This is a genomic window from Streptomyces doebereineriae, from assembly GCF_031845645.1.
GTDB classification, from domain to species: Bacteria; Actinomycetota; Actinomycetes; order Streptomycetales; family Streptomycetaceae; genus Streptomyces; species Streptomyces canus.
Genome location: NZ_JAVREZ010000009.1, coordinates 70,176 through 93,677 on the forward strand (window position 1 = coordinate 70,176; position 23,502 = coordinate 93,677).

The window sequence follows — 23,502 nt, forward strand, 5'->3', positions numbered from 1 at the left end:
GATGCCCGCCTCCACACACCGCACCCCCTCCACGGCCGGCGAGGGGCCGATGAGCTACGCGATCTTCCAGCTCGCGCGCGCTCATCGCGCCCGCGCCGCCGCCATGCTCCGCGAGATGGACCTGCATCCCGGCCAGGAACTGCTGCTGATGCAACTCCTGGACCGGGACGGCCAGACCCAGTCCGAGCTGCTCGAAAGCGTCGGCCTGGACCACTCCACGGTCTCCAAGTCCCTGCGCCGCATGCAGGAGGCCGGCCTGCTCGTGCGTGAGCCGGCCGCGCATGACCGGCGTGTCATGGTCGTCCACCTCACCGACAAGGGGCGTGCCATGCGCGAGCCCATCGCGGCCATGTGGCAGACCCTGGAGGAGATGTCCGCACGGGACCTGTCGGCGGAGCAGGCGGAGTCCTTCGTCCGTATCGCCTACGCGATCGCCGACGCGATCAACAGCAGCGCTCTCCCGCGGGAGGGGTCCGAGTAACTCCCCCGGTTCGCGCCCCGGCCGCAGGGCAACGCCCCCGCGGGACCGGCGCCCCTTCCCCGCCGCCGGCCGGCCGCACCTCGAGGACGACCGCATCACCCGCGTCCGGGTCGCCTTCGACCTCCGCAAGCTCCTGCGGGCCGGCCGTTCCGGTCAGGTGGTGAGGCCGGCGTCGCGGGCCACGAGGGCGGCCTGGACGCGGTTGGTGACCTCCAGCGCGGTCAGGATGCGGCTCACGTGAGCCTTGACGGTGCTCTCGCGCATGGCGAGCCGGGTGGCGATGTCGGCGTTGGTGTCGCCCTGGGCGAGCAGCGCGAGGACATCCCGTTCGCGGGGCGTGAGCCGCTCCAACCGGGCCTGGGCCGCGGTGACTTGGGGCTGGTTCGTGGCGTGGTAGCGGTCGATGAGGCGGCGGGCCGCGGTGGGGTGGAGCATGGCCGACCCGGCGGCCACCAGGTGGACGGCACGCAGGATTTCGGCGGGGTCGGTGTCCTTGAGGAGGAACCCGTCGGCTCCGGCGGCGAGGGCGTCGTAGACGTATTCGTCGAGGTCGAAGGTGGTCAGGGTGATCACCTTCGGGGGGTGTGGGAGGGCCCGTAGCCGGGTCGTGGCGGTGATGCCGTCCATGCGGGGCATCCGTACGTCGACGAGGGCGACGTCGATGCGGTGTGCCGCGGCCTTCTCGACGGCCTGCAGACCGTCGGTGGCCTGGGCCACGACCTCGATGCCGGGGTCGCCCTCGAGGAGGTCGGTCAGGCCGAGGCGGACCAGGGCGTCGTCGTCGACGATCATGGCGCGGATCATGTGGGGGTGCCGTCCTGTTCCATGACAAGGGGGTGGGGGATGTGGGCGGCCACGCGCCACGCGCCCGCGCCGGCCGGTCCGGCGTTCAGGTGTCCGCCGAGGGTGGTGACGCGTTCGCGCAGGCCGACGAGTCCGTAGCCACTGCCGACGGTGTCCGTGCGGGGAGTGCCGGCGGGGTTGGTGACCTCGACGAGGGTGGCGGGCGGCCGGTAGTCGATGCGTACGGTCACCGGAGCACCATCGGCGTGCTTGCGGGCGTTGGTCAGTGCTTCCTGGACGACGCGGTGCACGGCCAGGCGGTGGGTGGTGGGAGCCTGTTCGGGAAGGCCTTCGGTGGTCAGCTCGACGTGCTGGCCGGCGGCGCGGGCCTCGTCCGCCAGTTCCCCCACATCCCGCATCACCGGCGTGAGCGCGGCGCCGGCCGGCGTGGCGTCGGGGTCGCGCAGCACACCGAGTACGTCGCGCAGATCGTTGAGGGCTTCGACGGACGCCGTGCGCAGCAGACCGAGTCGTTCGACGACCGGGGCGGGCAGCATGTCGCCCTTGGTGGCCAGCACGCCGGTGTGCAGGGCGATCAGGCTCAGGCGGTGGGCCAGGACGTCGTGCATCTCGGCGGCGATACGGGACCGTTCCGCGATGCGGGCCGCTTCCTCGCGCAACTGCGACTCGACGCGCAGATGCTCGACGTCGGCCGCCAGCGCCTGGACCAGTCGGCGCCGGCCACCCCGCCACAGCCCGACGAGCACGGCCAGCACCGGTAGAAGCAGCGTGGACGCGTAGGACTGCGCCGTCCACAGGGAGGTGGCGCGGTAGCTGAGCAGGTTGGCGCCCAGTGCGACGACGGCACATCCCACCGCCACCCGCGCGCGGCGATCCATGGCCAGGTCGAACAGGGCGACCGCCAGCAGCGGCAGCAACGGCCATCCCCACCACGCCGTGGCCACGGTGACCAGCAGCGGCGCGACCGGCCATCGCAGCCGGGGCACGAGCAGGGCCGTTCCGCACACCAGCGCCACGGTGATGACGGCAGCCAGGTGGCGCCCGTCGAACGCCATGTCGTTCAGCGCGGCGGCCACTACGCACAGCGCCACGAGTGCGCCCCGTCCGTAGGCCGGCCACCTGCGGCTTTCTCTGCTGCTCACCGGGCCCATGCTAGGCAGGCCGGTGTGCCGTTCCGTCCGGCGATCGACGACACTCACCCCCTACTTTCGTAGGGGCACGTCGTCGCACAACTGCGGATCCGAAGACGGACGCGGCTTTCTAGCGTCGATTCCATGAACGACTGGACCACCTCCCACGACCGTGTCCTGGCGCAGCGCAACGCCGAAGGCTGGATGTTCCTGATCGAAGCGGCCCGTGATCTGCGCACCACGGGCGCCATAGCCCCCAGCGGCACGGCCCTGGCCCGCGCGCTCACCGAGCCGGTACGGGCTCTGGCGCCCCGCCCGCTGGCGGTCCTGGAAGCCGGTGCCGGCACCGGTCCGGTCACCCGGGCCCTGATCCCGCAGCTGTCCCGCGGCAGCCGCCTGGACATCGTCGAGGCCAACCCCCGTTTCGCCGCGCGACTGCGCCACCTCGTCACCACGCACCCGCACCTGGCGGCCAGGCCGGCGCAGGTGACCGTGCATCAGACCTACGTCCAGCAGCTCGACACCGACCAGCGGTACGACGTCATCGTGTCGGGGCTGCCGCTGACCAACTTCACGCCCGTGCAGGTCGAGCGCATCATGGCCCGCTACCTGGAGCTCCTCCACCCCGGCGGCACGCTGACCTACTTCGCCTACCTCGGCACCCGCAAGGCCCGCGCCCTGGCGGCCTCGCGAGCCGAGGCCCGCCGGCACGCCGCCGTCGACGAGATCATGGCCGCCTACCAGCGGACGTACGCCACGGGCCGCTGGACGGTATGGGCCAATCTGCCCCCGGCCTGCGTCTGGCACCTGCAACGTCCCCTCCTCTCCGCGGAGCGCCGCGAGCCGCAGTTCGACGGGTCGAGGCGGTGAACGCGCTGTCCGACCTCCTCGGCGACCTCCCGCCGACCGCGGCGTACGCGGTGGTGGCCGCCGCCGTACTGGCCGAATCGATCCTTCTCGTCGGCGCTTTCATCCCCACGCTGACCCTCCTCCTGACCGCCGGCGCACTGGCCCGCACGGGCCACATCAGCCTTCCCCTCGTCATCGCCGCCGCGGCCGGAGCCGTGGTGGCGGGGGACTTCCTCGCCCACCGCACCGGCAGGTTCCTCGGTGACCGGCTCCGCGGAGGCCGGATGGGCCGTCGGATACCGGGTGCCGCCTGGCACCGGGCCGAGACGCTGATGACGCGGTACGGCGGGCGGGCGGTCTTCCTGGCCCGCTTCCTGCCGGTGGTGCGCACCCTCGCCCCGCACTCCGCGGGTGTCACCGGCCTGCCCTACCGCCGCATCGCCCCGTACAGCGTCGCCGCCGCTTGTGCGTGGGCCACCGCGGAAGCAGGTGTCGGATATGCCGCCGCGACCTCTCTCCAGCGCGTCCTCACCCTGGGCGGTCCTGCCCTCGCCCTGGCCGGGCTGGTGGTGATCGGGGGCACGCTGCTGTGGCGAACATGCTCAGGCAGGTCGGACGAGGCCGGTGTCGTAGGCGAAGATCACCGCTTGGACCCGGTCCCGGACCCCGATCTTGGTGAGGATGCTGCTCACGTGTGACTTGACGGTGGACTCGGCGAGGGAGAGCTGTTCGGCGATCTCGGTGTTGCTCCAGCCGGTCGCGACGGCGGTGAGTACCTCGCGTTCGCGGTTGGTGAGGCGGGCCAGCTGACGTTGCTGTTCGGGCGTGTGGCCGGGCAGACGGCTGCCGAAGGCATCGATGAGCTTGCGGGTCAGACCGGGCGAGATGACGGCGTCTCCGGCGGCCACCGCGCGGATGCCGGCGACGAGTTCGTCGGGCATGGCGTCCTTCAGCAGGAACCCGGAGGCTCCGGCGCGCAGGGCGTCGTAGGCGTACTCGTCGAGGTCGAAGGTGGTCAGGACCAGGATGCGGGAGCGGCCGCCGGACTCGACGATGCGTCTGGTGGCCTCGATGCCGTCCATGCCCGGCATCCGGACGTCCATGAGGACGACGTCGGGCTTCAGCTCGGCGGCCTTGCGGACGGCTTCGGCGCCGTGGGTGGCCTCGCCGATGAGGGTGAGGTCGGGGTGCTGTTCCAGGAGCATGCTGAAGCCGAGGCGTTGCAGGGCCTGGTCGTCGACGATGAGCACGGTGGTCATGTGCGGGGGTGCTCCGTTGTTGTCGTTGGGGTCGTTTTGACGGGCGGGGCGGTCAGGAGGCGGGCGTGGACGCTCCAGCCGCCTTCGCGGTTGGGCCCGGCGCTGACCCGGCCCTGGTAGATGGCCGCGCGCTCGCGCATACCGACCAGACCGCGGCCGCTTCCGGTGCTCCGTCTGCGGGACCGGGGGGCGCGCGGGGGGCCGGTGTCCTCGACATCGACGTGGACCGTGTCGGGACCGACGGCCACGCGGACGCTGACGGAGGTGTCGGCGGCGGCGTGCTTGAGGGTGTTGGTGAGGGCTTCCTGGACGATGCGGTAGACGGCGAGCTGGAGGCCCGGGGCCGGTGCGGTGAGGTCGCCGTCGGTGCTGAGGGTGACGGCCGTACCTGCCGCGCGGACCCGTTCGATCAGCGGATCGAGGTCGGCCAGGCCGGGCTGCGGGGCGAGCGGGGCATCGTCCGGCCGGTCGTTGTCGTCGCCGATGACGGCGAGGAGGCGGCGCAGTTCGGCGAGGGCGCTGCGGCCGCTGCCGGCGATGATCCGCAGGGTCTCGGCACCGCGGTGCGGCTTCGCCTCGGTCAGGCCCGCGGCGCCGTCGGCCAGACCGACGATCACGGCGAGGGTGTGGCCGAGGATGTCGTGCATCTCCTTGGAGACGCGGGCGCGTTCCTGGGCGACGGCGAGTCGGGCCTGCTGGTCCTTCTCTTTCTGCAGGGCGGCGATGACGACGTTGACCAGGCGGGTGGCGAGGCCGAGGCCGGCGATGGCCGTCACCGTCACCACCCCCAACAGGATGAGGATTTCCGGCCGTGTGGCGTACGCCGGCCGACCGTCGCGCCAGAGCGTGGCGGCCCAGACGACGAGCTGCGTCAGGGAGATGGCGACGGCGATGAGCAGTCGGCCGGGGGTGGCGAAGCGGCCGACGTTGAACAAGGCCACGATGCGGGCGACGTCGGCACTGGCGTTGGCGCCGTGGAAGGACCCGGTGGACTCCATCAGCACGGCGGTGGCGGTGATGAGCGCGAAGACCAGCATGGGCCTGCGCTCCCGCCACAGCAGCGGAACGGCCACGGCGACGGTGAGGACCAGCTCTTCGGCGACCCCGGATCCGCCGACGGGATGGAGTACGGACGGCAGTCCCAGGACGGCACAGAACAGCGGTACGCCCCACCTCCGGACCCGGGGATGGGTCCGGTCCGCCCACCGCCAGGACGACAGCCGCGCGATGATCGACACGATGACACGCTGCTCGGCGTCGTTCGTCAGTGCCTCGGGCAGCTCGGGCCGGGAATCGTGTGGGGGCATGGGGGTCAAGGTCTGTGCCCTTCGCGGTGCGGGCGGGCGGCGCCTGGGGCAGAGCGCCGACCGGGACCGATCGCTCTTCCGTGATCGTAAGAGGTCTTGCGTGGACGGGCCTGCCGGGCTCGGACCTCAATCTAGAAGCGGTATCGACGGGAGCTACGGCACTGTGGGCGGGAATACGGCGACGCCGGCCGGTACCGGAGTACTACGTTCATCCTCCTGGCGGCTGCTATGAGGCGATCGTGCGGAGCACGGCATCGGCCATGCCCTGCTCGCCGTGCGCGTTCGGGTGGACGGCGGCGGCCGGGCTGCTGGGCCGGAGAGGCTCTATCCAGCGGGTTTTCTGCGCCGAGCAGGCGTCGTGGCCGACGGACGGGGAGTAGGTGTCGACGTACGTCGCGCCGGCGGCCTCGGCCTGCTTGTGCAGCATGGTGTTGAGCTGCTCCCCCTTGTCGTGCAGGTAGCTCGCGTCGCCGGGCGCGAGGGGCAGCTCCCTGCCGCAGCCCTTCCCTCCGGCGGGCAGGATCGCCGGATAGCCGACGACGTAGACCCGGGCCTTCGGCGCGCGCCGTTCGATCTCGGCCAGCGCTGCGGAAAGCCTTCGGCCGGTTGCCTGGATCTTCTGTGTCACTTCGTCGGTGCCGCCGTCGACGTACTGCTTCTCGCAGGGCGCGTCGTCGGAGAAGAGCCGGCCTTTGCCGGTCGCGCGGTACATCGCACCCATCGTGACGCATTTCGTGACCGTCGAGCCGAAGCCGATGTCGTTCCCGCCGATGCCGAGGGTGACCAGTCTCGTCCGCTTCGAGAGGGCCGAGAGCTGGGCGGGGTTGGTGCCGTCGGACGTCTTCTGTGGCGCGGTGAGGGCGGTGATGGTGGCGCCGCTGCAACTGACGTCACGGAAGTCGGCGGCCGGCACGCCGAGTCGGCGTGCCACCAGTGCGGGGTAGTTGTGGTCGGAGCGGTCGCAGCCGGCCGGTGTCCCGGTGTGCCGGGGGATCTTCGGGCCGGAGGTGTAGGAGTCGCCGAGAGCGACGTAGGGCCCCGGCTGCGGTCGCTCGTCCTGGAAGCTGTCGTGGTCGCCGTCCGGCCGTCCGATGAGGACGGCGGTGAGCAGAACGCCGCAGCTCACGATTCCGGCCAGGCCTGCGCGTGCATACGGTCCCATGGGTTTCTCCTGTCGTCGTGGCGATGCTGGATGGCGAGCACGTGGTCTCCGGTCGCCTGCCGTGGCACCCGGGGCATTCCGTGTGCAGGCCGTTCTGCGCGGTCACGCGGGGCGCTTCTCCAGGGAGTTGGGCGACGGGCTGGGGATGAGGAGGGCGTGGACGGTCCAGCCGCCGTGCGGGTTGGGGCCGGCGGTGACCTCACCTCGGTAGAGGGCGGCCCGCTCGCGCATACCGACCAGGCCCCGGCCGCCGGCGGTCGGGCCACGTGGGGTGCGGGGTGGGCCGGTGTCCTCGACGGTGAGGCGCACGGTGTCGGGGTCGGCGGCTACGGAGACGTGGACCGAGGTGTCGTAGGCGGCGTACTTGACGGTGTTGGTCAGGGCCTCCTGGATGATGCGGTAGACGGACAGCTGGAGTCCGGGGGCCAGGCCGGTGAGGTCGCCGTGCGCGTGCAGGGCGACGGTGGGGCCGGCGGCGCGGACCCGGTCGAGCAGCGCGTCGAGGTCGGCGAGGCCGGGCTGCGGGGCGAGTGGGACGCCGTGCGATCCGTCCCGGCCGTCCGGGTCGTCGCCGATGACGGCGAGCAGGCGGCGCAGTTCGGCCAGGGCGTCGCGGCCGCTGACGCCGATGATGCGGAGGGTCTGGGCGCCGCGTTCGGGCTTGGCCTCGGCGAGAGCGGCGGCGCCGTCGGCGAGGCCGACGATGACGGCGAGGGTGTGGCCGAGGATGTCGTGCATCTCGCGGGAGACGCGGGCGCGTTCCTGCGCGGTGGCGAGCCGGGCCTGCTGGTCGCGTTGTTTCTTCAGTGCGTCGATGTAGGCGTAGGCCAGCCGCAGGAGCAGGCCCAGTGCCGCGAACGCCGTCACGGCGACCATCACCATCAACGTGACGGGCTCCGGGCGCGTGACGTACTCCAGCTGCCGGCCGCGCCAGAAGAAGTAGGCCCATGCGACGAGTTGCACGAGGGTGACGCCGGTGGCGGCCGCCAGTTGGCGTGGGCTGCAGTGACGGCCGACGTTGAAGAGGGCGATCACCCGGGCGAACTCGGCGCCCGTCAGCACACCGAGAGGAAGGGACACGATCGAGACGGCCGTGGTGAGGGCGAAGACCAGCATGGGGCGTCTTTCCCGCCACAGCAGCGGGACGCAGAAGGCGAGGACGATCGGCAGCTGAGGGTCGCTGACGTTGTGGGGATTGGCGTAGGCGTCGCTGCCGACCGCGAAGCAGAACACCGGGACCCCCCACCGCCGGACCCAGGGGCGGGCCCGGTCGGCCCGCCGCCACGAGGCGAGCCGGGAGACCACCGACGCGATCACCCGCTGCTCGGGATCGCTCGTCAGGGCCTGGAGGAACTGGCGTTCGTCCGGGTGCGGGTTCGGCGCGGGGGCGCTCGGTGCGGGCACGGGGGTAGGCCCTTCGCAGGGTCGGGCCGCCCGCCGGCCCGGGGGGATCGGGTCGGCGGGCGGGGCACGGAAGACGGCCGGTGAGAGTCGGCCGCCATGTCAGGAGCCGGTGCGGAAGCCGGTGCTGCGGCTCGCTCTCGTCAACTCCTGCGCAACGGGTTCTTCAGCAGCTTCCTGCGGGCCGGTGTCTGCGGCTCCGTCGGGTCGCCCTTCTGGTCAGGTGCCTGCGTTTCCGTGTCGTCAGAACTGCGGACGCCGGTGAAGGCGCGGGGGGCGCCGTGGTCGTCCGAGCCTGTGTGGACCCCGGCGAGCACGGGTTCGGGAACGAAGTCCGTCTGCTCGGCCTCGAGCGCGTGGCGCAGTTTCTCGCCCTCGACATCGACGTCGGGCAGGACGCGGTCCAGCCACTTCGGCAGGGTCCAGGAGCGGTGGCCGAGCAGGGCCATCACCGCCGGGACGATGGTCATCCGGACGACGAAGGCGTCGAAGAACACTGCGGCGGCGAGCCCCAGGCCGATCGACTTGATCAGCGCCTCGTCGTCGAGGAGGAATCCGGAGAAGACGGAGACCATGATGACCGCGGCGGCGGTGACCACCCGGCCGCTGTGCCGGAAACCCTGCACGACGGCCTGCGTGGGTTCGGCGCCGTGGACGTACTCCTCCCGCATCCGGGAGACGAGGAAGACCTCGTAGTCCATGGCGAGTCCGAACACCACGCCGATCAGCACGATGGGCAGGAGGCTGACGATGGGTCCGGTCTGGTCGACGCCGAAGACGTCCTTCAGCCAGCCCCACTGGAAGACCGCGACCAGGACACCCAGCGTCGAGACCACGCTGAGCAGGAAACCGAGGGCGGCCTTGAGCGGGATCACGATCGACCGGAAGACCAGCAGGAGCAGGATCAGAGCCAGGCCGACGACGATGGCCAGGTAGGGCACGAGGGCGTCGGAGAGCTTGGTGCTGACGTCGATGTTGACGGCGGTCAGGCCGGTGACCATCAGGTCGGCACCGGTGTCCTGGCGCAGGGTGGCGCCGTGGTCGCGGATCTCGCCCACGAGGTCCTTGGTGGCCTCACTGGTGGGGGCGCTCTTGGGGACGGCGCCGAGCAGGGCCACGTCGCCGGCCTGGTTGAAGGAGGGAGGGCGGACGGCGGCGACATCGTCCAGCTTGCTCAGCATCGTGTAGGCGTCCTGGGCGGCTGCCTTGGGATCGTCGCTGTCCCGGGCGTCGACGACCACGGTGAGCGGTCCGTTGAAGCCCGGTCCGAAGCCCTTGCTGAGGGTGTCGTAGGCGATGCGCTGGGTGGTGCCGGGGGGCTTTCCGGAGTCGTCGTTCAGGGCCATCTTCAGGGACATCGTGGGGATGGCCAGCAGGGCCAGGCCGGCCACCGAGACCGCGAGCACCTTGACCGGGTTGCGGGTGACGAACTTCGCCCAGCGCACGCCCATCGACTCGCCCTCGCCGCGCTCCAGCGCCTTCATACGGCGGGTGTGCAGCGTGCCGTTCATGATCCGCAGGCCGGCGAAGCCGAGGACGGCGGGCAGCAGGGTCAGCGCGATGATCACGGCGACGGTGACGGCGAAGGCCGAGGCCAGGCCCATCGAGGTGAGCATGCCGATGCCGATGACGCTCAGGCCGCTCAGCGCGACGATCACGGTCAGGCCGGCGAAGACGACCGCCGACCCGGCGGTGCCCACGGCACGTCCGCAGGCTTCCTCGGGTTCGTGGCCGTCGCGGATCTCGTTGCGGTAGCGGGAGACGATGAACAGGGCGTAGTCGATGGCGACGGCCAGGCCCAGCATCAGTGCCAGGGTCGTGGAGGACGAGGCCAGGTCGAAGAAGTGCGTGGCGAGCGTGACCGACAGGACGGCCGCGGCCACCCCGAGGATCGCGGTGAGCAGGGGCAGTCCGGCCGCGATCATCGAGCCGAAGGTGATCACCAGGACAACGGCGGCGACCCCGACGCCGATCAGCTCGGCCGCCTTGCTGGTGGCCTTGTTCTCGACGGCGTTGCCGCCCAGGCTCACCTTCAGGCCCGCCTTCTCGCCCTGGGCGACGACGTCGGTCTGGACGGTGTGGGCCGCGGCGCCGACGTCGGCCTGGGCGACCTTGTAGGACACCTGGGTGTAGGCGATGGTGCCGGACCTGCTGACCAGTCCACTGGCGAAGGGATCGGTGACGCCCGACACCTGCGGCGAATTCTCCAGCTTCGCCACCAGGGACTCGACCTCGGCCCTGTTGGCGGCGGAAGTGAGCTTCTGCCCGCTGGGCGCCTCGAACACCACCCGTGCGGTGGCGCCGTCGGCGGAGGCCTGCGGGAACTCCTTCCGCAGCAGGTCGATCGCCCGCTGCGACTGGGTGCCCGGAACGCTCAGGGCCCCGGAGGAGGTGCCGGGAGCGGTCATGGCGCCGATGCCGATGGCGGCCAGGACGGCGACCCAGAGCATCACGACGACGCGTCGTCGCCGGAACGCCAGCCGGCCGAGCCGATAGAGGAAGGTGGCCACGGATTACTCCCACCAGGAGAAGAGATCGTTGGGTGAGCCGGTCCTGACTGACCCGCGATCTCAACGTAGGAGCGGTACCGGGCGACCATCCCGTACCGGGGAACCGAATCCGGTGGGGCCCGTTAGTACCCCGGTACTAAGGGCTGTCCTCCTCGGAGCACGTCGGCCGGCGACGCCCCGGCCTGCCTTCGCTCACCCCTTGACCGCGGAGCTGGCGACGCCCTGGACGAACCAGCGCTGGAAGAACGCGAAGACGATCAGTACGGGCAGGACGAGAAGGACGCCGAAGGCGAGGATCTGCCCCCAGTCCGGGGGCTGTTGGCCCTGGAAGACGCTCATCTCCAGCGGGAGTGGGCGGACGGAGGGGTCGGAGACCATCAGGACCGGCCACAGGAAGGAGCCCCACTGGGTGAGAAAGGTCAGGATCGCGACGGAGGCGAAGACCGGTTTGCTCATCGGGACGATGATCGCGAAGAAGGTGCGCCACGGACCCGCGCCGTCCAGTCGGGCCGCCTCCTCGATGCTCGGCGGGATCGAGCGGAAGAACGTGTGGAACTGGTAGACCGAGAAGGCGTTGGCCACGAACGGGATCGCCTGGATGTAGATCGTGTTGCGCTGCTCGTTGAACATGTAGAACAGCGGCACCGCCACCGACTCGAACGGGACCAGCATCAGCAGCAGGACGAGCGTGAAGACCGCCTCCCTGCCCCGCCACTTCAGCCGGGACATTCCGTACGCGGCCATCGAGTTGACGAACAGGCCACCGGTCACGACCACGAACGCGACGAGCAGGGAGATGCCCATGAACCGCCAGAAGTAGCCGGTGCTGTCGGAGTTCAGGGCGTCGAGGACGTGCGCGTAGTTGTCGAAGGACAGGTGGGTGGGGAGGAAGCCGCTCAGGCCGTTCAGTACTTCGCCGGAGGGCTTGAGGCTGCCGAGGAGCAGATACAGGACCGGCAGGACGAAGACGAAGGCGAGCACGCTGAGGACGGCGTAGTCACCGAAGCGGCGCAGGCGCAGCCGGCGGCGTGGCGTGCCGGTCGCGTTCGTGGTCATGGTCGTGGGCGTGGTCGTGGCCATGGCGGGCTCAGTCCTCGTTGTCGGGCCGGACGACGCGGCGCTGGATGAGGGTCAGGGCGACGACGATCAGGAAGAAGACGACGGTGATCGCGGACGCCTGACCGATGTTGTTCTGGTCGAAGGCGGTGGTGACGGCCTGGTACATGACCGTCCGGGTGGCGTCCTCGTCGAGACCGCCGCCGTGGATGAGGACGTACACCTGGTCGAAGACCCGGAAGGACAGCACCGAGGTGAGCGTGGCGACGAAGACGAGCGTGCCGCGGATGCCGGGCAGCGTGACGTGCCGGAACTGCTGCCAGGCCGTGGCCCGGTCGAGTTCGGCGGCCTCGTAGAGCTCGCCGGGGATCTGCTGGAGGCCGGCCAGCAGGATGACCATCTGGAAGCCGACGCCCTGCCATACCGACAGCACGATGACCGAGGCCATGGCGGTGGCTGAGTCGCCGAGCCAGTCGAAGGCGCCCCAGTTGCCGAAACTCACCGCGTGCAGCGCGGAGTTGAGCAGGCCCTGGTCGCTGCGGGCGAGGATGAGCCGCCAGATCACGGCGACCAGCGTCATGGGGAAGACGACCGGCATGAAGAAGAGGGAGCGGAAGAAGCCGATGGCCTTGAGCTTGCGGTTGAGCAGAATCGCCAGCGCCAGCGCCAGGCCCGTCTGAAGTGGTACGACGACCACGGCGAAGGTCAGGTTGTTCAGCAGGGCCCGCAGGAAGGGGCCCGACAGGTCCGGGTCGGTGAACAGCCGCCGGTACTGCTCCAGTCCGAAGAACGAGGGGGCCAGGGGCGAGCCGAGGCGCACGTTGTAGAAGGAGAGGACGACGGCGTAGCCGAACGGGATGCCGACGAAGGCGACGAGCCCGGCGACGGCGGGGGCGGACATCAGCAGTCCGTGCAGCCAGTCGCGGTTCCTGGGCCTGTTCCGGGTCCCGGAACGGGTCGGTCGGGCGGTTCTCACGGCGGTCATGGGCGGGCTGTGCTCCCGGTCGGGGGCCGCGGCGGGCGCGGGGTCCAAGGGGTCCACTGGTTCCACTGTCTTCACGGGTGGGTCCTGTTCCCGGCGCGGCGGGCAGCGTCTGCGCGTACCCGCCGCGGCCGACACGGTCCTACGGGATCTTGTATCCGGCGTTGTCGGAGAAGTCCTGGTCGATGGAGCGGGCGGCCTTGGCCAGCGCGCTCTTCGGGTCGGCGCCGCCGTAGATCGAGTTCAGGGCGTCGCTGAACTTGGCGGTGACCGTGGGGTATCCGGCCGTGACCGGGCGGGTGACGGCCACGCAGGACTTGGTGATGTCGCTGTCGCCGCAGGGTTTGGCGAGCTGGTCGGCGAAGAGCTGGAGCGGGCCGCCCTGCTTGTAGAGGGTGCTGGCGGCGAGCGCGGTCTTGGTCGCGGGCGGGGCGCCGTTGGCCGTCGTCATGGCGGTGACGTTGGTGTCGTTCATGAGGTAGTCGAGGAAGGCGCCGGACGCCTTGGCGTTCTTGGTGTTGGCGCCGATGCCCCAGGCCCACGAACCCTGGCCCGACTTGGGGCCGTTGCCGAAGTCGGGCAGCGGCAGGACGACGAGGTCGCTGCCGAGAGCCTTGCCGTAGGCGGGGTACATCCAGTGGCCGACCCAGCTGAGAGCGACGCGGCCCTTGGCGAAGGCGTTGCCGTCGGTGTTGGGGTCGGTGTACGTCTTCCAGGACTGGAAGGTCTTCATGGCCGAGACCACGGCCGGGGTGTCGAGGGCGCCCTCGGCCTTGCCGTCCTTGAGCAGGGAGCCGCCGGCCGACCAGACGATCGGTGCGAAGCCGTAGGTGCCCCACTCGTTGGACAGGCCGTTGTTCTCCTGCAGGTCGAGGACCTTGCCGTCGGAGTCCTTGGCCTTCAGCGCCTTGAGCGCGGCAGTGAACTGAGCAGCCGTCCAGTCGTCGGACAGGCCCGTCGGGTACTTCACGCCGGCCGCGTCCAGCAGCTTCTTGTTGCCGTAGACGCCGAGCCCGGAGTCGTACATGCCCAGGCCGTAGTGCTTGCCGTCGATCTCGCCCTGCGCCTTGCTCGCGGCGGTGGCGTTGCTCAGGGTCTTGGCGGAGACGTACGAGTCGATCGCGGCAAGCTTCTTGTTGTAGACGAAGTTCGCCATGGTCGGTCCGTCGAACTCCATCACGTCCGGCAGCTGGGAGGCGTCGGTGGCGGTGATGGTCTTGGTGTAGTCGTTGCCGGGGATGAGCTTCAGCTCGACCTTGATCCCGCTCTGTGAGGAGTTGAAGGACTTCACCGCGTTCTGCAGGGCGGTGTCCTCGCTCTTCTGGCCCTGGTGGGCCCAGACACTGATCGTGCCCTTGCCGCTGCCCGCGTCGGCGGAGGTGCCACCGCCGCCACCGCCGCAGGCGGCCAGGGCGGCGAGGGGCAGGACGAGGGCGAGGCTCGTACAGGCCGTGCGGCGGTACCTTCTGCTGGTCGAGCTCATGGTTGTGCCTCCGTGCGATGCGAGGGTTTCGACGTGCGCTGGTGCTTTCCGGCGTGGGGCGTGGGGGACCTCGGGCCTGACGGCCGCGGAGAGGTCACTGAGGGCCGCGCGGGCGCGGCGGGGCGGTCGTCTCGCGCAGGACGAGACGGATGGGCATCTGCACGTGCCCGGGTGCGTCGGCGCCCGGCTCGTCGAGCTGCCGCAGCAGCAGCCGGGCGGCCTCGGCGCCCTGGCCGGCCACCGGCTGGGCGACGGTGGTCAGTCCGATCACGTCGGCGAGCTCGTGATCGTCGAAGCCGACGACGGAGACGTCGTCCGGCACCTTCAGCCGGTGCCGCCGCAGGGCGCGCAGAGCGCCCATCGCCATCTCGTCGGACTGGGCGAAGACCGCCGTCGGCGGCCGGGAGGCGGCCAGCAGTTGGGTCATGGCCCGCTCGCCGCCCTCGACGGTGTAGTCGCCGTCCGCCTCCAGGGCCGGATCGTGCTCGATCCCGGCCTCGGCCAGCACGTCCAGGTACGCCTGGCGTCGCGCGATGGGCGTGGTCCAGTGCTGCGGCCCGCTCGACCCGCTGATCATGGCGATCCGGCGGTGGCCGAGGTTCACCAGATGCCGTACGGCGCTCTCCGTGCCGGCCCGGTCGTCGATGCCGACCACGGTGAAGCCGGGCCGGGCGCCGCCGACCGTGCTGGCCAGCGGCACCCCCAGGGAACGCAGTGCGGCCGACTCCTCGTCGTCGGGAATGAGCAGCGACAGCAGCGCGTCCACCCGCTTGCGGACCGGCATCCTGGTGAAGAAACGCTTGCGTGTCTCGGGCGAGCCCAGGTTGTACAGCAGGACGTCGTACCCGGCGGCGCTGAACACGTGCTCGGCGGCGTCCAGCACGGTGCCGAAGAACCAGCGGCCCACGTACGGGACCACGACGCCGATGGTGAAGGTGCGCCCGCTCGCCAGGCTGGACGCCGACTGGGACGCCGTATAGCCGAGCTGCGCGGCGACGGCCGTGATCTGTGCGCGCACCTCGTCGGACACGCCCTGCCGGCCGCGCAGGGCGCGGGACACGGTGGACGCCGAGACTCCGGCGGCGCGGGCGACATCGGTGATGCTGACGGTCACAGCGCTTTTCTCCCGTCGGTTTCACGTCGGTGTGATCTGGGGGTGACGTGACCGTAAACCCGGCCTTCTTGTTGCGCAAGCGTTTGCGTTCAGTTTTACTGGGGCCGATTCTCAAGCGAGACCTTCTGGGTCAATGGTCAGCGCATACGTTTGCGCGCTGCGAGCCGACAGGAACTGTGCATGCGATACGCCCCGCCCGGCCTCTGCGTGAACGACTTCGCCCTGCTCCGCGACGACGACGGCACCTACGCGGTGCTGCACCTGCAGGGCCCGTGGACGGCCGAGTTCGACCACCTGAGGATGGAGACGTCGTACGGCAGGGCCACCTCCACCGACCTGGTCCACTGGAAGCCGGAGGGCACCGCCTTCGGCAACGGCCTGCCCGGCCGCTTCGACCAGCAGGCGGTGTGGACCATGCACCCCTTCCGCCACGACACCGGCATGGCGATGTTCTACACGGGCGTTTCCGGCCTCACCCCCGGCGGCTCGCCGCTGCAGTCGGTCGGGCTCGCGTACTCGGACCGCACGGACGGCACCGGCTGGCGGCGCCACGGCACCGGGCCGGTCGTCGAGGCGGATTCGCGGTGGTACCGCACCGGCGAACGCATGGGCTGGCGCGACCCGTTCGTCGTACGCGACGACGAGTCGGACGGCTGGGTCATGGTGGTCTGCGCCGCCGACGCCTCCCTGCCGGTCGAGGTCAGCGGCTGTGTGGCGTGGGCGACCTCGGACGACCTGGAGCACTGGACCGTGCGGCCCCCGCTCATCTCACCGGGCGACGTGGACGAGTTGGAGTGCCCGGTCCTGGAACGCCTCGACGACGGCAGCTGGTTGCTGATCGGTTCGATCGGCGCGACGCGCGGCTTCGAGGCATGGACGGCGCCCCGGCTACGCGGTCCCTGGACCCGCCGCGGCCCACTGGGCCCGACCGGCTCCTACGCCCCTCGGGTCATCGCCGCTCCCGACGGCTCACCTGTCGTGCTGCACACCACCCCACGCCGAGTCGGCCTCACCGACTCGGGCGAGCGCTGCCGGGGGATGCTCGCGCAGCCCAAGTCCCTTGTGGTGCCGGAGGATTCGGCGCCTCGCCTGGAGTGGTGGCCGGGCCTGGACGGCTTCCTGGGCGAGGAGACGGAGGAGCCGGTGCTGCACGCGGTCGGCGACGTGGACGTCTCCGGGCGGATCGAGATCACCCTGCGGACCGGAGACGACGGCCGCCCCGCCCTGGCCGTCGGGTGCGACGGCAAGCACCTGTGGATCACCGGCCCCGGGGGCAGCCGGCTCGGCGAGTCCGACTTGACCGAGCCCGCCGCCACCCTGCGCATCCTCACCATCGGTGAGTACGTCGAGGTCTACGCCGACGGCGTCTTCGTCCTGACCAGCCTGTGCTACTCGGGTCACCCCGCCCCCTGGACGGCGGTGACGGAAGGACGTACCCGCACCCTCCCCGTCCGCCCGGTCCGCCTGCCCGACCCCGACCGCGACGACGCCTCGGCCATCTGGCCAGGACCGATGCCGAGCTGAAAGGCCCAGCCGTGAACACCCCTTCCGCCGGTCACCCCTTCCCCGACGGCTTCCTGTGGGGAGCCTCCACCGCCGCCCACCAGATCGAGGGCAACAACGTGGGCAGCGACTGGTGGCACCGGGAGCACGAAGCCGACAGCACCCTCCCGGAACCCAGCGGTGATGCCTGCGACAGCTATCACCGCTGGCGCGAGGACATGGACCTGCTCGCCGAACTGGGCTTCACCGACTACCGGTTCAGCATCGAGTGGGCCCGCATCGAACCCGCCCCCGGCCGCTTCTCCAAGGCGGAGATCGCTCACTACCGCCGCATGGTCGAGGGAGCCCTCGAACGAGGTCTGCGGCCCCTGGTCACCCTCCACCACTTCACCGTGCCGCATTGGTTCGCCGAGCGGGGTGGCTGGACCGCCGAGGACGCGATCGACCTGTTCGCACGCTACGTACGGGCGACCGCGCCGATCATCGGCAGCGGCGTCCGGCACGTGTGCACGATCAACGAGCCCAACATGATCGCCCTCGCGGTCGCCTTCCGTGAACTGGGCACCGAGGTGGCGCCCGTCGCCGGCATCCCGCTCCTCGACAGGCCGACCACCGACGCGCTGATCCAGGCCCACCACAGGGCGCGGGCGGCGGTGAAGTCGATCTCCTCCGACATCCAGGTCGGCTGGTCGATCGCCAACCAGGTCTACCAGGCCGAGCCGGGCGCCGAAGCGGCCACCGCCGCCTACAGCCACCCCCGCGAGGACGTCTTCATCGAGGCGGCCCGCGACGACGACTGGATCGGCGTGCAGTCCTACACACGGACCAGGATCGGCGTCGACGGCCCGATCCCCGCCCCGGACGACGCCGAGCGCACCCTCACCGGCTGGGAGTACTACCCCGAGGCCATCGGCCACGCGCTGCGCCACACCTCCGCCATCGTCGGCGATGTCCCACTGATCGTCACCGAGAACGGCATCGCCACCGCCGACGACAACCGCCGCGTCGACTACTACACGGGAGCCCTGTCCGCGGTGGCCGCCGCCCTGGAGGACGGCCTCGACATCCGCGGCTACCTGGCCTGGAGCGCCCTCGACAACTACGAGTGGGGCTCCTACAAACCCACTTTCGGCCTCATCGCCGTAGACCCCGACACGTTCACCCGTACACCGAAGCCGTCCGCGGCCTGGCTCGGCGACTTCGGTCGAACCCGCGTTCTTCCACGCGTCAGTCCCGGGGTCCCGCGCCGTGCAGCAGGGTGTCGATGACGAGTGCGGCGAGCGCGTCCGGGTCCTGCGCGGCCGGATTCTGATCGGCGCCGGGCCTGTCGAGGGCTTCGCTGAGGAGGGCGTAGTACACCTGCCGCGTCCAGTCCAGGTCCGCGTCCGGGGCGAGCAGTCCCTCCCGCTGCGCCCGGTTCAGGAGTTCGACGGTGCGGGTGTCGATCTCCTCCCAGAGGGCGGCCGCGGCGGCGGTGTGGGGCGTGGAGTGGCTGAGTGTGAAGCGCCAGGTGTCCTTGACCCGCAGGACGTTCGCGGTCACCCGGTACAGCGCCACCAGAGCGGGAGCGGCATCGGGCCGGGCTTCCTCGATGGCGTCGACGAGCTGCTGCTTCGCGGAGACGGCAAGCGCCTCCAGCAGTGCCTGCCGGTTCGCGAACCGACGGTGGACGGTGATCCTCGTCAGCCCCGCCGCCTCGGCGATCTGCTCCATGGAAGCACCGGCGTCCTGGGCGAGGACCCGCTCGGCCGCCTCCAGAATCGCGCGCACACTGCGCTCGGCATCTGCCCGCAGTGCTCGGCCCATGTCTGTCTCCTGTCTGGTTCGCTACCCGGGGTCCCTTGTAGAGGATACGTGAACGCTACGGGTACCTCGTTAATTGATTCGCCAATGTTGCAACTAAAGATATATTTGATACGTTCGTGACACGAATGCCGATCGCGTGATCCCCTCCTCCGAACCCAGCGGAGCTCCCCCTTGACAGACCGCGCCGTACGCCGACGCCGTCAGGCCTTGTTCCTCTTGTTCTTCCTTCCTGGCATCGCCCTGTCGTCCTGGGTCACGCGCACCCCGGATGTCCGCGATCAACTGGGTCTGTCCACCGGGCAGATGGGTCTGGCCCTGTTCGGTCTGTCCGTCGGTTCCATGATCGGCATCCTGTGTTCCGGCCGTTTCGTGTCCCGGTTCGGCACCCGGCCGGTCATCGCGCTCGGCACTCTTCTGATCATCGTGGGCACGGCCGTCATCGGTGTGGGCAGCGCCGTGCGGTCGGCATCGCTGGTCGCCGTGGGCCTGTGTCTGTTCGGCGCGGGCATGGGCGGGGGCGAGGTGGCGGTCAACGTGGACGGCGCCGACGTGGAGCGCATCACCGGGACCGCAGTGCTGCCCACGCTGCACGGCTGCTTCAGCCTGGGCACGGTCATCGGGGGTTCGGCCGGAATGGCGGCCACCGCCGCGGCGGTCCCCGTCTCCTGGCATCTGGCCGTGGTCGCCCTGGCCGCCACGGGGATTCTGGTCCACGCCATGCGTGCCGTTCCCACCGGTATCGGCATCGCAATCAGCGCCGCTCCGTCGACACCGGCCCCCGGTCCCGGCCCGGCGCAACGACCTGGGCCGCGGGTGTGGAAGGACCGGAAGCTGCTGCTCATCGGCGCCATCGTGCTGGCCATGGCGCTGGCCGAGGGCGCCGCCAACGACTGGTTGCCGCTGCTCATGGTCGACGGCCATGGCCTTGACGCCGCGATGGGCTCGCTCGTCTATGTGGGGTTCGCAGCTGCGATGACCCTGGGGCGCTTCAGCGGCACGTACTTCCTCGGGCGTTTCGGGCGGGCCGCCGTCGTACGCGCGAGTGCCGTCTCCGGTGCCGTCGGGCTCCTCTTGGTCATCTTCTCCGACAACGCTGCCGTCGCGGCAACGGCCGTACTCTTCTGGGGACTCGGGGCCTCCCTCGGTTTCCCGGTGGCCCTGTCGGCGGCGGGCGACTCCGGCCCCGACCAGACCGCCCGCGTCTCCCTGGTCGCCATCATCGGGTACGTCGCCTTCCTCGTGGGCCCGCCCGCCCTCGGATTTCTGGGCGACCACTACGGGCTGCGCTCGGCCATGGTGGTGGTTCTGGCGTTCGTCGCCTCCGCCATCCTCATCGCCCCCGCCGCGGACACCCGTGACCGCGCCACCGCCGCGGTGGACGTACCTCATCCCACATCGCCCAGCGCAGAAGACCGCTGACGAACTCACCGCACCAGCAACAAACCCTGCCCTGCCCTGCCCTGCCCTGCCCTGCCCTGCCCCCGCAGGAGATACACCAACGATACCGATACATCATTAATTGATGCTCTCCTGTTGCTACTACCGACTAACCTGATACATTAGTGAAACCGATTGTGGCCGCAAGGCAGCAATCGCGCACCCACGACTCAGGAGTCCGAAATGGCAACGACAACACGACCGGTAGCCCTCGTCACGGGTGCCTCCTCCGGCATCGGAAAGGCAGCCGCGCTCGCACTGGCCGCGGCGGGTCACGACGTCGTCGGCACCAGCCGCAACACCGCGCACGTCACCCCTCTGAAGGGCGTGACCTTCCTCGACCTCGACGTGACCAGCGACGCTTCGGTGACCGCCGCGGTCGACACGGTGATCGACCGGTTCGGGCGGATCGACGTCCTGGTCAACAACGCCGGCATCGGCTCGGCGGGCGCCGCCGAGGAGAGCTCCGCCGCGCAGGCACAGGGCCTCTTCGACATCAACGTCTTCGGCGTCATCCGTATGACCAACGCCGTCCTGCCGCACATGCGCGCCCGGCGCAGCGGACGGATCATCAACCTCTCGTCCATCGTCGGCTTCATGCCGCAGCCCTACATGGCGGTCTACGCCGCCTCCAAGCACGCCGTCGAGGGCTACTCGGAGTCCGTCGACCACGAGGTCCGCGAGTACGGCGTACGGTCCCTGCTCGTCGAACCCGCCTGGACCAACACCGCGTTCGACGCGGCCAGCGTGCGGCCCGACCAGCCCCTGGACGTCTACGCCAAGCAGCGCCACATCTTCGAGGAGTACATGGCCGGTGCGGTCAAGGACGGCGACGACCCCGCCGTCGTGGCCAAGGAGATCGTCGCGGCGGCGACCGACGCCAAGCCGAAGCTCCGCTACACCGCCGGCGCCATGACCGGACGCGTCCGCACCATGCGCCGCATCGTCCCCGCCCGCATGTTCGACCAGCAGCTGCGCAAGCTCAACCGCCTGCCCGCCTGACGCCCGTCCCCCGCAACAGAAAGCGAAGCCCGCCATGAGCACCTGTCCGGCAGACGCGGCCGAGGATCTGACCGTCGAAGGTCCCTCCGTGACGTTCACCTACCGCCGCATCGGCCCGCGGGGCGGCATCCCGCTGGTCCTGCTGAACCGGGTCCGAGGGACCCTCGACTGGTGGGACCCGGAGTTCCTGGACCACCTAGCCGCCGCCCATGACGTGATCGTGTTCGACAACGTCGGCACCGGTTACACCACCGGCACCCCACGCGACTCGGTCGAGGGAATGGCCGACGGCACGACCGAGTTCATCGAGGCCCTCGGCCTGCCGCAGGTGGACCTGCTCGGCTGGACGCTGGGCGGTACCGTCGCCCAGCACCTCGCCCGCACCCGGCCCGACCTGGTCCGCAAGCTGGTCGTGGCGGCAGCCAACCCGGGCGGCACGGTGCCCGGCGCTCCCGACCCGGACCCGAGGGTACGGGCCACCATGACCAAGCCCGAGGTCACCGGGGACGACCTGGTGTTCCTGTTCTTCCCCGGGACGGACACCGGCCGCGCCGCGGGGTACGAGCACCTCGCCAGGGTGGCCACCCGGCTGGCCACCGGACGCCCCGACGTGTCCGAGGCGGCGGCCATGGGCCAGATCGCCGCGATCCAGAAGGACGCTGCGATCCCCTTCGAGCAGGTGCGAGCGGATCTGGAGTCCATCAAGCAGCCCGTCCTGTACGCCACCGGCATCCAGGACGCGATGATCCCCGCCCTGGCCTCGTACACCGCCGTCCAGCACCTCACCGACGCCACCCTCGTCGCCTACAGCGACGCCGGTCACGCCTTCCTCTTCCAGCACGCCAAGGACTTCGCCGCCCAGGTGACGGCCTTCCTCGCCGACTGAGCAGCGCCGTGGAACCGTCAACCTAGGAGATTCGTCGTGGAGTTGACCAGCGTTCCGGCGCGCCGGGAGGTCACCCCGCTGGAGTTGTTCTTCGACCTGGTCTACGTCTTCGCCATCGGCCAGCTGTCGCATCAGCTGCTGGCCCACCCGACGTGGACCGGCGCCGCCCAGACGCTCGTGCTCTACCTCGCCGTCTACGCGGCGTGGGCCTACACCACCTGGGCGGTCACCCTCGTCCCGGCCGAGGACCCGCGGACCCGGCGGATGCTGCTGGCGGTCATGTTCGTCGGGCTGTTCATGAACGCCGCGATCCCGCGGGCCTTCGGCGACGCCGGGTGGGTCTTCGTCGCCACCTTCCTGCTGATCCACCTCGGCCGGACGGTATGGCTGCTCACGGTCGGCCTCGACCCTGTCAACCAGGAGCATTTCCGCCGCGTCCTGGTCTGGTTCGTCGCCCCCGTCCCCTTGTGGGTGACCGGAGCCGCGGCCGACGGCGGCGCGCGGCCGGCATGGTGGGCCGCGGCGCTGCTGATCGAGTTGGCGGGCACCTGGACGGCGCATCCGCTGCCCGGCCGCAGGCTGGAGTCGCGGCGGGTCGGCTTCGCCGGTGGGCATCTGCTGGAGCGCGGACGCCTGTTCGTGATCATCGCGTTGGGTGAGACGGTCATGACCACCGGCACCGCGCTCACCGCAGCCCCGTACGAGCCGATGACCCTGCTGACCAGCGGCGTGGCGCTCACCGGCACGGTCGCGCTGTTCTGGCTGTTCTTCAGCCGCTCCGAGCGCGTCGTACGCCACTTCCAGAGGACCGAGGACCCGATGCGGGCCGCGCGCAGCGGCGTCATCAGCCTCATGGCCTCGGTCGCCGGGCTGATCGTCGTCGCCGTGGCCGATGAACGCGTCATCGCCCATCCCCTGGAACACGCCGGTCTCACCACGAACTTGCTGTTGTTCGGCGGACCGGCCCTCTACCTCGTCCCGCAGGCATGGCACGGGGCAACCCTGTTCGACGACCTGCTCTGGTCACGGCTGCTCGCGCTGTCCGCCCTGGTCGTCGGATGCGCCGTCACGACGACGGCCCCGGCATATCTGTCGGCCGTCACCGCCGCCGCGATCGTCGTCGCCCTGGCCGTGTTCGAAGAGCGCCGTCCGGCGGGGGACGCGCGTGCGAGGCCGATCCCCTCAGGTCCCCTGGTCGCCGACGGGAATTGAGGCCGGCGCGCCTTTCTCATTCACCCTGTTCACCCCATCGCCGGGAGGCTTTCATGGGCATGTACGCCGGTAGCGTCACCGTCACCGGAGCCGGCCGGGGCTTTCGCCGGGCGCGGGT

21 protein-coding genes are annotated in these 23,502 nt (G+C 70.6%); 9 read left to right on the forward strand and 12 right to left on the reverse strand.

What is annotated here, in order from left to right; translation table 11 throughout:
- The first annotated feature begins 1 nt into the window (after position 1).
- A complete protein-coding gene (locus tag RNB18_RS25605; RefSeq protein WP_311716462.1) occupies positions 2 to 481 on the forward strand; it encodes a MarR family winged helix-turn-helix transcriptional regulator in 480 nt (159 codons plus the stop codon).
- Positions 482 to 634: 153 nt separating this feature from the next.
- On the opposite strand, the gene RNB18_RS25610 is transcribed toward RNB18_RS25605, so the two are convergent.
- Together RNB18_RS25610 and RNB18_RS25615 are read right to left on the reverse strand one after the other, a co-directional pair.
- Complete coding sequence (locus RNB18_RS25610; RefSeq protein ID WP_311716463.1) at positions 635 to 1,285, reverse strand: response regulator transcription factor; 651 nt, start codon at positions 1,283 to 1,285, stop codon at positions 635 to 637.
- Complete coding sequence (locus RNB18_RS25615) at positions 1,282 to 2,427, reverse strand: sensor histidine kinase (protein ID WP_311716464.1); 1,146 nt, start codon at positions 2,425 to 2,427, stop codon at positions 1,282 to 1,284. Before RNB18_RS25615 ends, RNB18_RS25610 begins: the two co-directional genes overlap by 4 nt.
- Positions 2,428 to 2,559: 132 nt before the next feature.
- On the opposite strand from RNB18_RS25615, the gene RNB18_RS25620 reads away from it, so the two are divergent.
- Both RNB18_RS25620 and RNB18_RS25625 read left to right on the forward strand, forming a co-directional pair.
- Positions 2,560 to 3,285 (forward strand): class I SAM-dependent methyltransferase, encoded by a 726-nt coding sequence (locus tag RNB18_RS25620; protein ID WP_311716465.1) that lies wholly within the window; start codon positions 2,560 to 2,562, stop codon positions 3,283 to 3,285.
- Complete coding sequence (locus RNB18_RS25625) at positions 3,282 to 3,962, forward strand: DedA family protein (protein WP_311716466.1); 681 nt, start codon at positions 3,282 to 3,284, stop codon at positions 3,960 to 3,962. Before RNB18_RS25620 ends, RNB18_RS25625 begins: the two co-directional genes overlap by 4 nt.
- Here RNB18_RS25625 and RNB18_RS25630 read toward each other — a convergent pair.
- The 9 genes from RNB18_RS25630 to RNB18_RS25670 all read right to left on the reverse strand — a co-directional run bounded on the left by RNB18_RS25630 (position 3,867) and on the right by RNB18_RS25670 (position 15,538).
- Positions 3,867 to 4,523: a response regulator transcription factor gene (locus RNB18_RS25630; RefSeq protein WP_311716467.1), complete on the reverse strand. Its 657-nt coding sequence runs from the start codon at positions 4,521 to 4,523 to the stop codon at positions 3,867 to 3,869. The genes RNB18_RS25625 and RNB18_RS25630 overlap by 96 nt on opposite strands.
- A complete protein-coding gene (locus RNB18_RS25635) occupies positions 4,520 to 5,830 on the reverse strand; it encodes a sensor histidine kinase (RefSeq protein WP_311716468.1) in 1,311 nt (436 codons plus the stop codon). Before RNB18_RS25635 ends, RNB18_RS25630 begins: the two co-directional genes overlap by 4 nt.
- A gap of 226 nt (positions 5,831 to 6,056) precedes the next feature.
- Positions 6,057 to 6,992, reverse strand: coding sequence for an SGNH/GDSL hydrolase family protein (locus RNB18_RS25640; RefSeq protein ID WP_311716469.1), 936 nt, complete (start codon positions 6,990 to 6,992; stop codon positions 6,057 to 6,059).
- Positions 6,993 to 7,094: 102 nt separating this feature from the next.
- Positions 7,095 to 8,396 carry a sensor histidine kinase gene (locus tag RNB18_RS25645; RefSeq protein ID WP_311716470.1) on the reverse strand — a complete coding sequence of 434 codons (1,302 nt, stop codon included), beginning with the start codon at positions 8,394 to 8,396 and terminating at the stop codon, positions 7,095 to 7,097.
- Positions 8,397 to 8,536: 140 nt separating this feature from the next.
- Positions 8,537 to 10,903, reverse strand: coding sequence for an MMPL family transporter (locus RNB18_RS25650; protein ID WP_311716471.1), 2,367 nt, complete (start codon positions 10,901 to 10,903; stop codon positions 8,537 to 8,539).
- A gap of 192 nt (positions 10,904 to 11,095) precedes the next feature.
- Complete coding sequence (locus RNB18_RS25655; protein WP_311716472.1) at positions 11,096 to 11,983, reverse strand: carbohydrate ABC transporter permease; 888 nt, start codon at positions 11,981 to 11,983, stop codon at positions 11,096 to 11,098.
- 7 nt (positions 11,984 to 11,990) lie between these two features.
- A complete protein-coding gene (locus RNB18_RS25660) occupies positions 11,991 to 12,944 on the reverse strand; it encodes a carbohydrate ABC transporter permease (protein ID WP_311716473.1) in 954 nt (317 codons plus the stop codon).
- Between the two features lie 139 nt (positions 12,945 to 13,083).
- Positions 13,084 to 14,424 carry an ABC transporter substrate-binding protein gene (locus RNB18_RS25665; RefSeq protein ID WP_311716474.1) on the reverse strand — a complete coding sequence of 447 codons (1,341 nt, stop codon included), beginning with the start codon at positions 14,422 to 14,424 and terminating at the stop codon, positions 13,084 to 13,086.
- A 94-nt stretch (positions 14,425 to 14,518) separates the two neighbouring features.
- A complete protein-coding gene (locus RNB18_RS25670; protein WP_311716475.1) occupies positions 14,519 to 15,538 on the reverse strand; it encodes a LacI family DNA-binding transcriptional regulator in 1,020 nt (339 codons plus the stop codon).
- Between the two features lie 180 nt (positions 15,539 to 15,718).
- On the opposite strand from RNB18_RS25670, the gene RNB18_RS25675 reads away from it, so the two are divergent.
- Positions 15,719 to 17,062 carry a glycoside hydrolase family protein gene (locus RNB18_RS25675; RefSeq protein ID WP_311716476.1) on the forward strand — a complete coding sequence of 448 codons (1,344 nt, stop codon included), beginning with the start codon at positions 15,719 to 15,721 and terminating at the stop codon, positions 17,060 to 17,062.
- A gap of 11 nt (positions 17,063 to 17,073) precedes the next feature.
- On the forward strand, positions 17,074 to 18,309 hold the full coding sequence (locus RNB18_RS25680) for a glycoside hydrolase family 1 protein (RefSeq protein WP_311716477.1): 1,236 nt from the start codon (positions 17,074 to 17,076) through the stop codon (positions 18,307 to 18,309).
- On the opposite strand, the gene RNB18_RS25685 is transcribed toward RNB18_RS25680, so the two are convergent.
- Positions 18,269 to 18,847 (reverse strand): TetR/AcrR family transcriptional regulator, encoded by a 579-nt coding sequence (locus tag RNB18_RS25685; protein WP_311716478.1) that lies wholly within the window; start codon positions 18,845 to 18,847, stop codon positions 18,269 to 18,271. The two genes, RNB18_RS25680 and RNB18_RS25685, sit on opposite strands and share 41 nt — an antisense overlap.
- A 171-nt stretch (positions 18,848 to 19,018) precedes the next feature.
- Between RNB18_RS25685 and RNB18_RS25690 the strand changes: the two genes are divergently transcribed.
- The 4 genes from RNB18_RS25690 (at position 19,019) to RNB18_RS25705 (ending at position 23,384) form a co-directional block, all read left to right on the forward strand.
- On the forward strand, positions 19,019 to 20,266 hold the full coding sequence (locus tag RNB18_RS25690; RefSeq protein ID WP_311716479.1) for an MFS transporter: 1,248 nt from the start codon (positions 19,019 to 19,021) through the stop codon (positions 20,264 to 20,266).
- Positions 20,267 to 20,467: 201 nt separating this feature from the next.
- Positions 20,468 to 21,286: an oxidoreductase gene (locus RNB18_RS25695; RefSeq protein ID WP_311716480.1), complete on the forward strand. Its 819-nt coding sequence runs from the start codon at positions 20,468 to 20,470 to the stop codon at positions 21,284 to 21,286.
- 34 nt (positions 21,287 to 21,320) lie between these two features.
- Complete coding sequence (locus RNB18_RS25700; RefSeq protein WP_311716481.1) at positions 21,321 to 22,172, forward strand: alpha/beta fold hydrolase; 852 nt, start codon at positions 21,321 to 21,323, stop codon at positions 22,170 to 22,172.
- Between the two features lie 36 nt (positions 22,173 to 22,208).
- Positions 22,209 to 23,384 (forward strand): low temperature requirement protein A, encoded by a 1,176-nt coding sequence (locus tag RNB18_RS25705; protein ID WP_311716482.1) that lies wholly within the window; start codon positions 22,209 to 22,211, stop codon positions 23,382 to 23,384.
- Positions 23,385 to 23,502: the final 118 nt, after the last annotated feature.

Bases quoted from the DNA above. Each gene is read 5' to 3' on its own strand.
- RNB18_RS25655 (WP_311716472.1), bottom strand. From the start codon at position 11,983: ATGGCCACGACCACGCCCACGACCATGACCACGAACGCGACCGGCACG.
- RNB18_RS25685 (WP_311716478.1), bottom strand. From the start codon at position 18,847: ATGGGCCGAGCACTGCGGGCAGATGCCGAGCGCAGTGTGCGCGCGATT.
- RNB18_RS25630 (WP_311716467.1), bottom strand. From the start codon at position 4,523: ATGACCACCGTGCTCATCGTCGACGACCAGGCCCTGCAACGCCTCGGC.
- RNB18_RS25610 (WP_311716463.1), bottom strand. From the start codon at position 1,285: ATGATCCGCGCCATGATCGTCGACGACGACGCCCTGGTCCGCCTCGGC.
- RNB18_RS25695 (WP_311716480.1), top strand. From the start codon at position 20,468: ATGGCAACGACAACACGACCGGTAGCCCTCGTCACGGGTGCCTCCTCC.
- RNB18_RS25635 (WP_311716468.1), bottom strand. From the start codon at position 5,830: ATGCCCCCACACGATTCCCGGCCCGAGCTGCCCGAGGCACTGACGAAC.
- RNB18_RS25660 (WP_311716473.1), bottom strand. From the start codon at position 12,944: ATGACCGCCGTGAGAACCGCCCGACCGACCCGTTCCGGGACCCGGAAC.
- RNB18_RS25700 (WP_311716481.1), top strand. From the start codon at position 21,321: ATGAGCACCTGTCCGGCAGACGCGGCCGAGGATCTGACCGTCGAAGGT.
- RNB18_RS25640 (WP_311716469.1), bottom strand. From the start codon at position 6,992: ATGGGACCGTATGCACGCGCAGGCCTGGCCGGAATCGTGAGCTGCGGC.
- RNB18_RS25620 (WP_311716465.1), top strand. From the start codon at position 2,560: ATGAACGACTGGACCACCTCCCACGACCGTGTCCTGGCGCAGCGCAAC.
- RNB18_RS25675 (WP_311716476.1), top strand. From the start codon at position 15,719: ATGCGATACGCCCCGCCCGGCCTCTGCGTGAACGACTTCGCCCTGCTC.
- RNB18_RS25605 (WP_311716462.1), top strand. From the start codon at position 2: ATGCCCGCCTCCACACACCGCACCCCCTCCACGGCCGGCGAGGGGCCG.
- RNB18_RS25665 (WP_311716474.1), bottom strand. From the start codon at position 14,424: ATGAGCTCGACCAGCAGAAGGTACCGCCGCACGGCCTGTACGAGCCTC.